Annotated in this window: 13 protein-coding genes; 11 read left to right on the top strand and 2 right to left on the bottom strand. The window is 70.0% G+C overall.

Going from position 1 to position 13,315, the window contains the following annotated elements:
- Window positions 1-109: 109 nt before the first annotated feature.
- The 11 genes from ELY19_RS10485 to ELY19_RS10435 are packed head-to-tail and all read left to right on the top strand — an operon-like array spanning window position 110 to window position 11,160.
- Window positions 110-928 (top strand): MlaE family ABC transporter permease, encoded by an 819-nt coding sequence (locus ELY19_RS10485; RefSeq protein WP_126196142.1) that lies wholly within the window; start codon window positions 110-112, stop codon window positions 926-928.
- Window positions 928-1,788, top strand: a complete 861-nt coding sequence (locus ELY19_RS10480) for an MlaE family ABC transporter permease (protein WP_126196141.1) — start codon at window positions 928-930, stop codon at window positions 1,786-1,788. Before ELY19_RS10485 ends, ELY19_RS10480 begins: the two co-directional genes overlap by 1 nt.
- Window positions 1,789-1,797: 9 nt before the next feature.
- A complete protein-coding gene (locus ELY19_RS10475; protein ID WP_126196140.1) occupies window positions 1,798-2,829 on the top strand; it encodes an MlaD family protein in 1,032 nt (343 codons plus the stop codon).
- Window position 2,830: 1 nt separating this feature from the next.
- A complete protein-coding gene (locus ELY19_RS10470) occupies window positions 2,831-3,835 on the top strand; it encodes an MlaD family protein (protein ID WP_126196139.1) in 1,005 nt (334 codons plus the stop codon).
- Window positions 3,832-4,824: an MlaD family protein gene (locus ELY19_RS10465; protein ID WP_227967314.1), complete on the top strand. Its 993-nt coding sequence runs from the start codon at window positions 3,832-3,834 to the stop codon at window positions 4,822-4,824. The genes ELY19_RS10470 and ELY19_RS10465 overlap by 4 nt, the downstream gene beginning before the upstream one ends.
- A complete protein-coding gene (locus ELY19_RS10460; protein ID WP_126196137.1) occupies window positions 4,824-5,906 on the top strand; it encodes an MlaD family protein in 1,083 nt (360 codons plus the stop codon). Before ELY19_RS10465 ends, ELY19_RS10460 begins: the two co-directional genes overlap by 1 nt.
- The gene (locus ELY19_RS10455; RefSeq protein ID WP_126196136.1) at window positions 5,906-6,931 is read left to right on the top strand and encodes an MlaD family protein; all 1,026 of its coding nucleotides are present in this window, start codon (window positions 5,906-5,908) and stop codon (window positions 6,929-6,931) included. The genes ELY19_RS10460 and ELY19_RS10455 overlap by 1 nt, the downstream gene beginning before the upstream one ends.
- Window positions 6,928-8,010 (top strand): MlaD family protein, encoded by a 1,083-nt coding sequence (locus ELY19_RS10450; protein ID WP_126196135.1) that lies wholly within the window; start codon window positions 6,928-6,930, stop codon window positions 8,008-8,010. Before ELY19_RS10455 ends, ELY19_RS10450 begins: the two co-directional genes overlap by 4 nt.
- 19 nt (window positions 8,011-8,029) lie before the next feature.
- Entirely contained in the window at window positions 8,030-10,120 is a 2,091-nt protein-coding gene (locus ELY19_RS10445) for an acyl-CoA dehydrogenase family protein (RefSeq protein WP_126196134.1), read from the top strand.
- A gap of 44 nt (window positions 10,121-10,164) precedes the next feature.
- Window positions 10,165-10,950, top strand: a complete 786-nt coding sequence (locus ELY19_RS10440; protein ID WP_126196133.1) for a 2-keto-4-pentenoate hydratase — start codon at window positions 10,165-10,167, stop codon at window positions 10,948-10,950.
- 21 nt (window positions 10,951-10,971) lie between these two features.
- Window positions 10,972-11,160 (top strand): ferredoxin, encoded by a 189-nt coding sequence (locus tag ELY19_RS10435; protein WP_126196132.1) that lies wholly within the window; start codon window positions 10,972-10,974, stop codon window positions 11,158-11,160.
- Between the two features lie 73 nt (window positions 11,161-11,233).
- On the opposite strand, the gene dmpG is transcribed toward ELY19_RS10435, so the two are convergent.
- Window positions 11,234-12,283, bottom strand: a complete 1,050-nt coding sequence (gene dmpG / locus ELY19_RS10430; protein WP_126196131.1) for a 4-hydroxy-2-oxovalerate aldolase — start codon at window positions 12,281-12,283, stop codon at window positions 11,234-11,236.
- Window positions 12,280-13,188 carry an acetaldehyde dehydrogenase (acetylating) gene (locus ELY19_RS10425; protein WP_126196130.1) on the bottom strand — a complete coding sequence of 303 codons (909 nt, stop codon included), beginning with the start codon at window positions 13,186-13,188 and terminating at the stop codon, window positions 12,280-12,282. Before ELY19_RS10425 ends, dmpG begins: the two co-directional genes overlap by 4 nt.
- Between the last annotated feature and the right edge of the window lie 127 nt (window positions 13,189-13,315).

The raw sequence follows: 13,315 nt of genomic DNA, 5'->3' as shown, positions 1-13,315 counted from the left end.
GGGTCAGCCGAGCAAAAACTGAAACACGTACTAGTTTTGCCCCGGCAGTTGATACGCTCCTCTCGAAAATGAGGAGAGGACATCCGATGGTGGTATTCGGAGGCCGGGCGTGAGGGCCGCGGCGCTGTACCGGTTGTACCGGTTGGCCGCGATCTTCACGAAGAGCCTGTCCACGATCGGACGTTCGGTGGTGCTCGCCGGCGAGATCATCGCGTGGACGGTCCGCGGTGTCCTGAAGCGGAACTTCGCGGTCGGCGAGATGGTCACCCAGTCCGTCACGCTGCTGCGGGTCACCACGCTCCCGGCGGTGCTGGTGGCGATCCCGTTCGGCGCGGTCGTGTCGGTCCAGGTCGGTGCCCTCGTCGACACGGTCGGCGCGAACTCCCTGGTCGGTGCCGCGTCGGGCATCGGCATCATCCGGCAGGGCGCCCCGCTCGCCACGGGCGTGCTCCTGGGCGGCGTCTGCGCCTCGGCCATCGCCGCCGACCTCGGCTCCCGCACGGTCCGGGAGGAATTGCAGGCCATGCAGGTCATGGGCGTCGACCCGATCGCGCGCCTCATCGCGCCCCGCATGCTGGCGCTCATGATCATCGCGCCGATGCTGCTCGTCGCGATCGTCGCCGTGGCGATGGTCGTCGCGCTCACGGTCTCGGTGTGGCAGTTCGGGCTCAGCTCCGGCGGATTCTGGTCCTCCTTCGGCGCCTTCTCGGCACCGTCGGACCTGGCCTTCGCCGTGCTCAAGGCCGAGACGGGCGCGATGATCGTCGGTCTCGTCGCCGGCCTCCGCGGCCTCGAGGCCTCCGGCGGCCCGCGCGGCGTCGCCGACGGCGTGAACTCGTCGGTCGTCCTGTCGATCACCCTGATCTTCCTGGCCTTCCTCGGTCTCACCCAGCTGCAGACGATGTTCTTCCCGAGTCAGGTGGCCTGATGACCACCACGAACCCGCCCGCGCCGGCGCAGCCGAAGAAGACCTCGGCGCTCGACTCGAAGCCCGCGAGCCTGATCGCGCGGATCGGCGAGGCCGTCGTCTTCGTCGCGCAGTCCATCTACCTCGTGCCGGTCGCGCTCATGAAGTACCGCGGCGAGACCTCCCGGGTGCTCAAGCAGCTCGCGTGGGGTCGCGGGTCCGTCGTGGTCGACGGTGGCGTGGTGGTCATGATGGTCATCCTCGGCGCGGCGAGCGGCGCGGCGGTCGCCATCGAGGCGTACGCGGGCCTCAACCTCATCGGTTTCGGCCCGCTCACCGGCGTGATCGGCGGCCTCGCGAACATCCGCGAGATGATCCCGATCTCGGCCGGGATCGGCTTCGCCGCGCAGGCCGGCTGCCGCATGACGGCGCAGATCGGTTCCATGCGGATCGCGGAGGAGATCGACGCCGTGGAGGCCCTCGGCATCCGGTCGATCCCCTACGTGGTCAGCACCCGGCTCATCGCCGGCATCGTCGTGGTGATCCCGGCGTACCTGCTCACGCTGCTGCTCGCCTTCCTCACCTGCAAGCTGATCGTCGTCGTCTTCCACGGGCAGGCGCTCGGTACGTACAACCACTACTTCGAGCAGTTCCTCAGCCCCGGCGACATCGCGCTGTCGACACTCAAGGCCGTGGTCTTCTGCGCCGCCGTGACGATCATCCACTGCTACTACGGGTACTTCGCCAAGGGCGGCCCGGAGGGCGTGGGTCTCGCCAGCGGGCGGGCGGTGCGCGCCAGCCTCGTCTCCGTGCTCACGCTCGACTTCATCCTGACCATCATGTTCTGGGGCATTGCCCCCACGATCATCTTCAAGGGCTGAGGGGGACCGATGTACGAACTGCTCGGTGGCACACCCGGTCGCCAACAACGCGTCTTCTTCACGGTCGGCATCGCGACGATCGCCGTGATCCTCATCGCGGTCCTCGCCGGCGTCATCTCCTCCCGCATCCCCGCCTCGGATCCGCGGCTGGCGCTCACCGTCGAGTCCGCCGACGTCGGTCCCGGGGTGAAGGCCGGAACCCGGGTCACCCTGCGGGGCGTGCCCGTCGGCGAGGTCGAGTCCGTCGTCATCCCCCGCGCGGGCCAGGCGCGCGTGGCGATCAAGCTGGACCGCGGCAGCCTCCGCGGCCTCACCGACGCCCTGTCCGTCCGGTACCAGCCCGGCAACTACTTCGGCGTCACCGAAATGGCGCTGGTACCCGGCCGGGGTGGCGCCGACCTGCGATCGGGCAGCACGCTGCGCCCCCGCTCGAGCAACGACACGATCTCCGACCTGCTCACCCGCAGCGCGGTGTCCGTCTCGGGCGTCATCACGCCGAAGCTCATCGAGGTGACCAAGAAGGCGACCGAGTACACCCAGGCGATCACGCCCCTGCTGCAGGTGGCGTTCTCCGTCGAGCAGCAGAACGCGCGCTCGGTGAAGGTGCCGATCGGGACCACGCTGCGCACCGTGCGCTCCACGCTCGACGGTGCGCCGGGCCTGGTCGAGGGGGCCTTCGAGGGCTGGTTCGTCCCGCAGATGCGGGGCGGAGAGGCTGCGGGAACGCTCGACTACACCGTCAACAACTACGACAAGATCGACAAGACGACGACGCTGCTGGGCACCGGTTTCTTCACCCCGCTCGCCGACATGTTCGGCTCGCACGAGGCCGAGTTCACCCCGGGCACCGTCATGCTCCGGGTCATCATGGACAGCACCACCAAGGTGATGCGCACCGTGAGCGTCCCGCGCCAGATCGTCCCCCTGATCACCGGCGTCAACAACGCCTTCATCACCGTCCCGGAGGGCACCGCACTGCGTATGAACGTCGTCGCCGACCGACTCCCCGGCGCCGCCTCGGTCCTGGAAGGGGGCCGATGACATGCGCGCCACCAACACCCGGGCCACCATCACGCTGGCCATCGCCCTGGTCATCACCCTGGTCATAGCGCTGGGCATCTTCGCGGCGCTGCGCAACCCGGCCGGCGGGGAGACCCGCGACTACGAGGCGCACCTGTCCGACGCCTCCGGTCTGCGAGTCGGTAGCGACGTGCGGCTGCGTGGCGTGCTCATCGGGAAGGTCACGGCCGTGGACGTGCGCGGCACCGCGGACGGGAACGGCAACGAGGCCGTCGTCGGATTCTCCGCGCAGAAGGATCACCCGGTCACGTCGACCACCCGGCTCGCGGTCAAGTACCGGAACCTGACCGGCGAGCGGTTCATCGAGATCCAACCCGGGAGCTCGTCCGGCGGCACGCCCACCACGTCGATCCCGATGTCGCGCACCACCCCGTCGTTCGACATCACCACCCTGTTCAACGGCCTCGCGCCGGTGCTGCGCACACTCAGCCCGGAGGACGTCAACGAGCTGACCCGGAATCTGCTGGGGCTGTTGCAGGGCGACGACACGACGGCGGCGCAGACGTTCGGCGCGATCGACCGAATCACGGCGAACCTGGCCGACCGGCAGACCGTCATCAAGACGCTGATCGACAACGTCACCCGCGTCGCCAACATGATCAACGACTACTCGCCGCAGGTCGTGGAGTTCATCCTCAACTTCGACCTGCTGCTGACGAAGGTGCTCGAGAACCTCGACGAGTTCCGGCGCACCGCCACCTACGGCCCCGGTTTCGGTGCCGCGACCAACCGGGTGCTCACCGCACTCGGCCTGTCCAAGGACCTCGATGTGGAGAAGTTGATGCGCACCGCCTTCCAGGACCCGGGTGCCGCGGTGCAGGCGATGGGCAAGCTTCCCGGCCTGTTCACCGGTGTCGCGGCACTCCTCGGCGCCCCGCCCACGCCCTGCTCGAAGGGCGCGGCGCAGCTTCCGAACAAGGTGACCGTGCTGACCGGCGGTACGAATGTGACGGTGTGCCTGAAATGATCTTCACCGGACGTCCGCCCTGGCGCGGACTCGTCAATCGCAGCACCAAGCTCGGTGCGATCGCCGTCGCGGTCGCGCTGCTCATCACGGCCGCACTGGCTTTCGTGTATCTGCGCCCGCCGGGCCAGAAGGAGCTGACCTTCGTCACCCAGGACGCGGCGCTCATCAAACCCGGCGTGGAGGTGCGCGCCTCGGGCGTGCGCATCGGCTCCGTCTCCGCCGTCGACCTCCGCAAGGACGACGTGCAGGTGACCGCGCGCATCGACGATTCGGTCTTCGTCGGGGACCAGACCTCCGTCGCCGTGCGCATGCTCACCGTCGCCGGCGGCTTCTACGTGGCGGTCACCTCCGCGGGCCGGGCTGCCCTGGGCGACAAGCCGATCCCCCGGAACCGGGTGAGCCTGCCGTACAGCATCGGCGACCTGCTGCAGGACACTCCGGAGAAGCTCGAACCCGTCGACCGCACGCAGCTCGCGTCGTCGATCAAGGCGCTGAGCACGGGCCTCGACTCGAACCCCGGCTCCGTCGACAACATCGTCGAGGGAGTGAACTCCCTGGTCGGCCAGCTCACGGAGCAGCGCGACCAGATCGGCCGCATCATCAACATCAGCACCCAGTACGCGACGGGCTTCGCCGAGCAGCGCGAGACGATCATGAACATGATCCACAAGGCGTCGCTGGCGATCGTCACGCTGGACCAGACCGCCGCCAACTTCGGCATCGCATACCAGGGGCTCGCCGGGATGTTCGGCAAGATCAAGCCCTTCCTCGATCTGTACTGGAAGTACCGCGACACCCTCGGCGATGCCTTCGCGAAGATGGAGACCGCGTTGAAGACGACCGACGTGACGATCCCCGCCATGATCGGCGAGCTGCAGAAGGCGATCGACACCATGCAGGCGAGCCTGGAGAAGCAGGGGAAGCCGATGTCGCCCGACACGGTGCTCGCGAGCCGCCTCTGCTTCCCGACGGCGACGGTGAGCTGCTGATGCGCCCCGCGAGGATCTCCCTGCTCGCCGCGGTCGCCGTGCTCACGGCGCCGCTCGTCCCCTCCACGGTCGGCACGGCCGCCGCCGCGTCCAGCACCCAGTGCGCGTACCTCGCGGACGGGATCGGCCTGTACCCCGACAACGACGTGACCCAGATGGGTGTGAAGATCGGCTCCGTCCGGACCGTCGAGCCGTCCGGCGACGGCGTGAAGGTCACCTTCGACGTCTCCGGCCGCACGCTGCCCGCCACGGTGAAGGCGGTGACCCGGTCGACGTCGATCCTCGCGGACCGCTCTCTCGAGCTCGTGGGGAACTACTCCTCGGGGGCGACACTGAAACCCGGCACGTGCATCTCCCGGGAGAACTCGGCGACCCCGAAGTCGATCTCCGAGACGACGTCCGCGGCGACCCGCCTCGTCGACTCGGTCACCGAGGGCGGCGCCTCGGCCGACCTCGGGAAGCTGCTGACCCGGCTCGACACCGAGGTCGGTCCGTCCGTGCCGCCGCAGGCGGCGCGTTCACTGACGAATCTGTCCACCCTGCTGAGCGATCCGGCGGGCTTCCTCGGCGACGTGACCACCGTGGTGAGCAACGTCCGGCCGCTGATGCAGAGCATGGACCAGCAGTGGGGCGAGCTCCTGCTCACCCTGCAGCACGTCGGGAACGTCCTCGACCAGTACGGCAAGGTGACCTTCCCGGCGGTGTCCGAGATCTTCCAGACCCTGCCCGTGTTCTTCCTCGTCGGCGACGACATGATGCGCCGCTACGGCCACATCCTCCGCCCCGGCGGCACGATGGCGGCGGACGCGGTCAAGCTCGCCGCGACGGGCGTGAAGTCCAACGAGGCGCTCGCCCGCATGCTGCCGGTGTTCGGATCGCAGATCGCGCCGTACCTCCCCCGCGGCGACGAGGCCCCCGCGACGGTGGCGGGCGTGCCCGTCACCACCGTCGCCACGCGCGACCCGAACGCCCTGTGCGCGCAGATCAATGCGCAGGCACCGGGCGCCTGCTCGGTGGTCGCCGGTCAGGCGCAGACCGCCACCGTCGACCTCGCCCAACTGCCGTTCCAGGGAGGCCGCTGATGTCCCGCACCCGCAGCGCAGTGCGCTGGCTCCCGCGCCGCGTGTCCGCCGCGATCGTCGTCGGTGCCGCCGTCGTGCTCGCCGGCTGCGGCGTCAGCCCGGCGAACATGGACATGCGCAACCCGCTGAGCGACGGCGACCAGTACGAGCTGCGACTCCAGTTCGCCGACGTGCTCAACCTGCCCATCGGCGCACGGATCTCGCTCGGTGGCCTGACCGTCGGCCGGGTGAAGGCCGTCGACCTCGGCGAGGACGCGGCGACGGTCACGGTTCGCGTGGACAAGACGGTTTCGCTCCCCTCGGACATCCACGCCTCGGTGCTCCAGGACACGCTCCTCGGGGAGGCGTACGTCCGCCTGGAGGCGCCGGAGAAGTCCACCGGCGAGGCGGCGCCGCTGCGCGCCGGTGCGGTCCTGCCGCTGAGCCAGACCAGCCCGCCCCGGTCCGTGGAGAGCACGCTCACCATCCTCGCCGACTACTTCGGCAGCGGCTCGGTCCAGGACGTCAGCAAGACGATCACCCGACTGAACACCGCTCTGCCGAAGGATCGCCCGCAGTTCGACCTGCTCTCCGCGCAACTCAACCGCGACGTGACGGGCATCGGCGCCAACACCACCGAGGTGAACCGGCTGCTCGACTCCGCGAGCGAGATGGCCGACCGGATCGCCAAGCAGGAGAAGAACTTCAAGGACACCCTCTCGCCGTACCACATGAAGTACTGGTCCAACCAGGGCAAGCTCATGTCGAACATCGGCGTGCTGCTCCCCGCCGTGGGCGGCATGCTCCAGCAGGGCTCCTGGCTGATCCCGCTGATGAACTCGTCGTCCGACCTGTTCGAGTTGCTCACCGCCGACATGGTCTCGCTGGGCTCGGCGATCCACGGCGGCTCGATCCTGGTGAACAAGAACCTCGTCCCGTTCCTGCAGAAGCCGGTGGTCAAGATCGACTCGGTGACGAACACCGCGGGTCAGGACGTCTCGCCCGGCGCGCTCAAGGTGCTGCGACTGATCGGACAGGCCCGATGACGCGCTCCGGTATCGCCTCGACCCTCGGCCTCGTCGCGCTGGTCGTGGTCTCCGTCCTCCTCCTGGGCAACCAGGGTGTGCAGTGGTTCTCGCCGTCGGGCGACCGCACCGCGTACATCCGTCTCACCGACGCCAACGGCCTTCAGGAGGGATCCCGGGTCCTCGACCGCGGCGTCGAGGTCGGCACGGTGCGCGGGCTGACCGTCGACGCCGACCGTGTCGAGGTGGAGGTCCGCTACGCGAAGGACACCCGCATCACCTCCGGCGCCAAGGTCCGGGTGCAGAACCTCTCCGGATTGGGCGAGACCTACCTGACCATCGCTCAGGGCGACGGTCCCGCCGTGCCCGACGGGGCGCACCTCGAGGGCGTCGTGGACACCGCCGACTCCACCGTCGGGGCGCTGTCGGCCTCGCTGTCACGCCTGATGAAGCAGCTCGACCCCGCGACGGTCCAGCGCCTGCTGGCGCGCGCCGACGACGCGCTCCCCGATGGTGAGCAGACGGTACCGACCATCGACGCGGGCGCCGTGCTCACCGCCACGTCGATCCTGCGCCAACTGCCCGACATCAAGGACCTGCTCCAGTCGTTCAACTCGATCACGCCACGTGCCGGCGACGTGGGCGCGCTGCTGCTCAGCCTCGACCAGCCGCTGCGCACCTTCGGCAAGGGCTACGGCGAGATGGCGCCGCACTCCGTCTCGTACATCAGTCAGGGCGACTACCCGAACGTGATCAAGGACGGCATGCTCGAGCTGTTCAAGGTCATCCAGGGCTTCGAGGACGGTGCGGCTCCGAGCGTGCAGTACCTGTCCCAGTTGATGCTCCCGTCGGTCCGCGCGATCGCCGAGCCGCTCTCCACCATCAACGGTGGACAGTTGCTCGACACGGCCCTGGCCTCGGTGCGCGGTCGCTCGGGCGCCGTCACCCTGCGAATGGCGCCCTCGGACACCCGTCCCGCGAGCCCGTCCTCGGCGAAGCCCTCCGGCGCGAAGCCCTCGGGCACACCGTCGACGAGCTCGAAACCCGCGGCCCCGTCCGGCCGCACCGCACCGTCCAGCAGCCCCGCGCAGCCCCGCTGACGCGGGCCGAAGGAGAACCGTGGCCCTCGCGATCACCGATGTCCAGACCGCTCTCGCCGAGTCGATCCGCGACTGGGCGGACCGAGCGCACCCCGTCGAAGCGGTCCGCTCCGGCGACCCCGGCGCGGTCGAGAAGGCGTGGCGGGGGCTGGCGGACATCGGAGTCTTCGGCATCACTCTCAGCGAGGACCTCGGCGGGTTCGGCGGTACCGCGGACGACGCCGCGGCCGCCGTCGAGGCGGCGACATCCGTGCTGGCTCCCGGCCCCATCAGCGGCACGATCGCCGTCGGCGTCCTCCTCGAGCGCCACCTCGGCGGCACCGACCGGCTCGGCGCCCTGCGTGCGGAGCTCGCGGCCGGAGAGGCGCGGGCCGCTCTCGTGGTCGACGGCGACGGCTCCCTCGCCCCCGACGCGACCCCGCGGTCCCACCTCCTGATCGAGTCCCCCGCCGGCGGCTGGCACCTCCTCCCGCCGGATCATCCGGGCGTCACCGTCGAACCGCTTCCCGGCCTGGACATCTCGCGCCCCCTCGCCCGGATCCACTTGGACGCACCGGAGTTCGAGGCGGCGACCGAGGTCCCGGGACTGACCGCCGACGACGCCCGTGCCGCCCTCGCGGCCTTCGCCGCCGCGGAGGCCGCCGGCGTGGCCGCGTGGAGTCTGCGCACCGCCGCGGAGTACTCGAAGGTGCGGGTGCAATTCGGAAAGCCCATCGGTTCCTTCCAGGCGATCAAGCAGATCGTGGCCGACATGCTGTGCCGCGCCGAGCAGTCCGCGGCGCTGGCGTGGGACGCGGCCCGGTCCATCGGCTCCGGCGCGGAGCACCACCTGGCGGCCGCGGTCGCCGCGGCGGGCGCGCTCGACGCCGCCGTGGAGAACGCCAAGGACGCGATCCAGGTGCTGGGCGGTATCGGGTTCACGTTCGAACACGACGCGCATCTGTACCTGCGGCGCGCGACGGCACTGCGGATGCTGCTCGGGGACACCCCCGGATGGCGCACGCGCGCGGCGGAGCTCGCACTCCGCGGCGTGCGCCGCGGATTGGACTTCCACGTGGAGGGGGACCACGGAGCCGCCGCCGCGGAGGCCGAGCGGATCGCGGCGTTGCGCCCCGGCGAGCAGCGCCGCGCGCTCGCCGAATCGGGACTGCTGGTGCCGCACTGGGACGCGCCGTACGGACGCGGCGCCGGCCCCGCCGAACAACTGGTCCTCGACGGCGCGCTGGAGGCGGCGGGCGTCGAGCGTCCGACGCTGGTGATCGGCGCGTGGGCCGCCCCGACGATCCTGGAGCACGGCACGCCGGAACAGGCCGAACGCTTCGTCTGGCCCACCCTGCTCGGCGAGATCAGCTGGTGCCAGCTCTTCAGCGAGCCCGAGGCGGGCTCCGACCTGGCGTCGTTGCGGACCCGGGCCACGCGAGTCGAGGGCGGCTGGTCGCTGACCGGCCAGAAGGTGTGGACCTCGCTCGCGCACGAGGCCGACTGGGCCATCTGCCTCGCCCGCACCGACCCGGATGCGCCGAAGCACAAGGGCATCACCTACTTCCTCGTCGACATGCTCTCCGACGGCATCGACGTCCGCCCGCTCCGGGAGATCACCGGCGACGTGCGGTTCAACGAGGTCTTCCTCGAGGACGTCTTCGTACCGGACGACTGCGTCGTGGGTGAGGTGAACGGCGGCTGGCGCCTGGCTCGCACCACCCTCGCCAACGAGCGGGTGGCGATGAGCGGCTCGGGCCTGGGCGCGCGCCTGGAAGCCCTCCTCGCCGACCCCGGGCCGGAGCCCGATCTGCCTGCCCTCGGCGGGTTGATCGCCGAGGCGGCCTCCTGCACCCTCCTCGACCTGCGCGCCGTCATCGCGAGCGTCGGCGGGCAGGATCCGGGCGCGGGGTCCAGCGTGCGCAAACTCGTGGGCGTCCAGCACCGTCAGGCCGTCGCGGAGGCCTGCCTGCGCCGCCTCGGGCCCGACGGTGCCGTCGCCGGCCCGGAGGATCCGGCCGATCCGCGGTACGAGTTCCTGCTGTCCCGCTGCCTGTCGATCGCGGGCGGCACATCGCAGATCCTGCGGAACGTCGCCGCGGAACAGCTCCTCGGGCTGCCCCGCTCCTGAGTCGTTCCGCACCGCTCGACTGAAACCTGTTCTAGTATTCGAGCATGGACGATTCCGCTGTCTCCGCCGCCGCCGACGCGCTGCTCGGCGCGTACGCCGCGTGTGCGCCGATCGACCCGATCATCGGCATGTACCCCGACGCCACGATCACCGACGCCTACCGGATCCAGCAGGAGCAGGTGCGTCGCTGGGAGGCCTCGGGCGATGCCGTCAAGGGCCACAAGGTGGGGCTCGCCTCACCGGCGATGCAGCGCCAGATGAACGTCTTCGAGCCCGATTTCGGTCACCTGACGGCGTCGATGTTCCACGTCGAACAGATGCCGATCGACACCTCGTCGTGGATGCAGCCCAGGATCGAGCCGGAGATCGCCTTCGTCCTCGGCCGTGAGCTCCGCGGCCCGGGGGTCACGGTGGCGGACGCGATCCGCGCCGTCGACTTCGTGGTCCCCGCGCTCGAGGTGGTCGACTCGCGGATCAAGGACTGGAACATCTCGATCGTCGACACCGTGGCCGACAACGCGTCGTCGGGCGGCGTGATCCTGGGCAGCCGGCCCACACGCCTGACGGACGTCGACCTGCGCACCGTGGGCTGCACGTTCCGGATCAGCGGGGAGCAGGTGGGCACGGGGGCGGGCGGCGCCGTCCTCGGTTCGCCGATCAACGCCCTCGTCTGGCTCGCGAACACGGTCGGCCCGCTCGGCACCGTGCTCGAACCCGGCCACGTCGTGCTGCCCGGGTCGATGACGCGCGCCGAGCCGGTGCGCGCCGGAGACATCGTCGTCGCCGACATGGGCCCCCTGGGTTCCGTGACGGCGGTCCTCGCCCCCTGACCGAACCGAACGGAGAAGAACATGAAGATCATCATCGGCGACGCGTGCACCGGCTTCGGCGTGTGCGAGGGCATCCGCCCGGACGTCTTCGAGGTCAACGACCAGGGCTTCGCGGAGGCCACCGACGAGGGCCTGACCGACGCCGACCGCGAGGACATCGAGTACGCGGTCAGCCAGTGCCCGACGCAGGCCATCCGCATCGAGGAGTGACTCCACTCCCGCCCGCCCGACGACGTCGGCCCGCACCGAAACCCGCAGGTGACGGTACGGGCCGACGCTGTCGTCAGACCTTCTGCGCCTCCGACATCTCCACGGCGATGGCGATGATCATGTCCTCCTGGCCGCCCACGTAACCGCGGCGACCGCACTCGTAGAGGATCTCGTGCGCCGGAACCCCGTAGCGTTCGGCCGCGCGCTCCGCGTGCAGCAGGAAGCTGGAGTACACGCCCGCGTATCCCTGCACGATCGAGCTGCGGTCCATCACCGGCAGCCGGGTGATGTACGGCTTCACCACATCCTCCGCGGCGGCCATCAGCGCGTCCTTGTCGGTGCCAGTACGGATGCCGAGTCGCTCGAAGGCCGCGGACAGGATCTCCGTGGGCGAGTTCCCGGCACCCGCGCCCAGGGCGAGCAGCGAACCGTCGATCTGCTTCGCGCCGGCACGGTACGCCAGAACGGAGTTGGCGACCCCGAAGCTGAGGTTCTGGTGCCCGTGGTAACCCACCTGCGCATCCTCGCCGAGCTCCGCGACCAGAGCGGCGACGCGCTCGCCGGCGTCCTCCAGGATGAGTGCGCCCGCCGAGTCCACGACGTACACGCACTGGCACCCGGCGTCCGCCATGATCCGCGCCTGCTTCGCCAGCGCCTCGGGCGTGGACATGTGCGAGAGCATGAGGAAGCCGACGGTCTCCAGTCCCAGTTCCCGTGCGGCACCGAAGTGCTGGATCGAGACGTCCGCCTCGGTGCAGTGGGTCGCGATGCGCAGCGCGCCGGCCCCGAGGTCGGCCGCCACCCGGATGTCCTCGACGGTGCCGAGCCCCGGGAGCATGAGCACGGCGATCTTCGCCTGCTGCGCCTCGTCGACCGCGGCGGCGATGAGCTTGCGCTCGTCGACCAGGGAGAAGCCGTAGTTGAAGGTGCTGCCACCCAAGCCGTCCCCGTGGGTGACCTCGATGAGGGAGACCCCCGCGTCGTCGAGGGCCCGCACGGTGTCGCGCACGTTCTGCTCGGTGAACTGGTGCGCCATCGCGTGGCTGCCGTCGCGCAGTGACGTGTCGACGATGCGCACGTCCCGGTTCGGGTCGCTCCAGAGGTCGCCGTTGATGCCGGTCATGCGTTGACTCCGTCCAGGATCCGCTGCGCGAGCAGCTCGCCGGCCCGTGCGGCGGCGGCGGTCATGATGTCGAGATTGCCCGCGTAGGTGGGCAGGTAGTCGCCGTTGCCGGCGACCTCCAGGAAGACGGCGACGCGGGCCTTGCCCTCCCAGCCGGGCCGGGGCTCGTCGTACTGCGGCGGGGCCTTGAGCGTGTAGCCCGGAACGTACACCTGGACATCGGCGACCATCTGCTCGATCGAGGCGGTGATCGCTTCACGGTCGGCCTCGGGGTCGATGGCGCAGAACACCGTGTCGCGCATGATCATCGGCGGCTCGACCGGGTTGATGATGATGATCGCCTTGCCCTTGGCCGCACCGCCCACCTCCTCGATCGCGCGCGCGGTGGTCTGGGTGAACTCGTCGATGTTGGCGCGGGTGCCCGGTCCGGCGGACCGCGACGACACCGACGCGACGATCTCCGCGTAGCTCACGGGCGTGACCCGGCTGACGGCGTGCACGATCGGGATCGTCGCCTGTCCGCCGCACGTGATCATGTTGACGTTGGGGGCGTCCAGCTGGGACTCGAGGTTCACCACCGGGCACGCCAGCGGGCCGACGGCCGCGGGGGTGAGGTCGACGGCGACGATGCCCGCCTCCGCGTACCGGGGAGCGTTGGCGCGGTGCGCCTTCGCCGACGTCGCCTCGAAGACGAGCTGCGGCGGCTCGGGCCGCGCGAGCAGCCAGTCCACTCCCTCGGCCGAGGTCTCGAGCCCGAGCTCGGCGGCGCGCCTCAGGCCGTCCGACTCCGGATCGACGCCCACCATGTACCGCACGTCCACGTGCTCGCTCCGTCGCAGTTTGGCCAACAGGTCGGTGCCGATGTTGCCGGGCCCGACGATGGCCGCAGTCACTTTCTCCGTCATGCCGACATCGTCCGGCCGCCGAGCACCCACGTCCACGCTCATGTCCCGCTCAGCGGAACGCTCATCATTTCAGCCCGCCTGTTGACAATATCTGTCTATCGACTTACGTTCGAGACATTGATCGCAT

The sequence above is a fragment of the Tsukamurella paurometabola genome (assembly GCF_900631615.1).
Classification (GTDB): domain Bacteria; phylum Actinomycetota; class Actinomycetes; order Mycobacteriales; family Mycobacteriaceae; genus Tsukamurella; species Tsukamurella paurometabola_A.
Note: the sequence above shows the minus strand (reverse complement) of the source record. Positions and strands in the feature narration are given on the sequence as shown.

Coding starts and splice junctions, on each gene's coding strand:
- ELY19_RS10480 (WP_126196141.1), top strand. CDS start 928: ATGACCACCACGAACCCGCCCGCGCCGGCGCAGCCGAAGAAGACCTCG.
- ELY19_RS10475 (WP_126196140.1), top strand. CDS start 1,798: ATGTACGAACTGCTCGGTGGCACACCCGGTCGCCAACAACGCGTCTTC.
- ELY19_RS10470 (WP_126196139.1), top strand. CDS start 2,831: ATGCGCGCCACCAACACCCGGGCCACCATCACGCTGGCCATCGCCCTG.
- ELY19_RS10465 (WP_227967314.1), top strand. CDS start 3,832: ATGATCTTCACCGGACGTCCGCCCTGGCGCGGACTCGTCAATCGCAGC.
- ELY19_RS10460 (WP_126196137.1), top strand. CDS start 4,824: ATGCGCCCCGCGAGGATCTCCCTGCTCGCCGCGGTCGCCGTGCTCACG.
- ELY19_RS10455 (WP_126196136.1), top strand. CDS start 5,906: ATGTCCCGCACCCGCAGCGCAGTGCGCTGGCTCCCGCGCCGCGTGTCC.
- ELY19_RS10450 (WP_126196135.1), top strand. CDS start 6,928: ATGACGCGCTCCGGTATCGCCTCGACCCTCGGCCTCGTCGCGCTGGTC.
- ELY19_RS10440 (WP_126196133.1), top strand. CDS start 10,165: ATGGACGATTCCGCTGTCTCCGCCGCCGCCGACGCGCTGCTCGGCGCG.
- ELY19_RS10435 (WP_126196132.1), top strand. CDS start 10,972: ATGAAGATCATCATCGGCGACGCGTGCACCGGCTTCGGCGTGTGCGAG.
- dmpG (WP_126196131.1), bottom strand. CDS start 12,283: ATGACCGGCATCAACGGCGACCTCTGGAGCGACCCGAACCGGGACGTG.
- ELY19_RS10425 (WP_126196130.1), bottom strand. CDS start 13,188: ATGACGGAGAAAGTGACTGCGGCCATCGTCGGGCCCGGCAACATCGGC.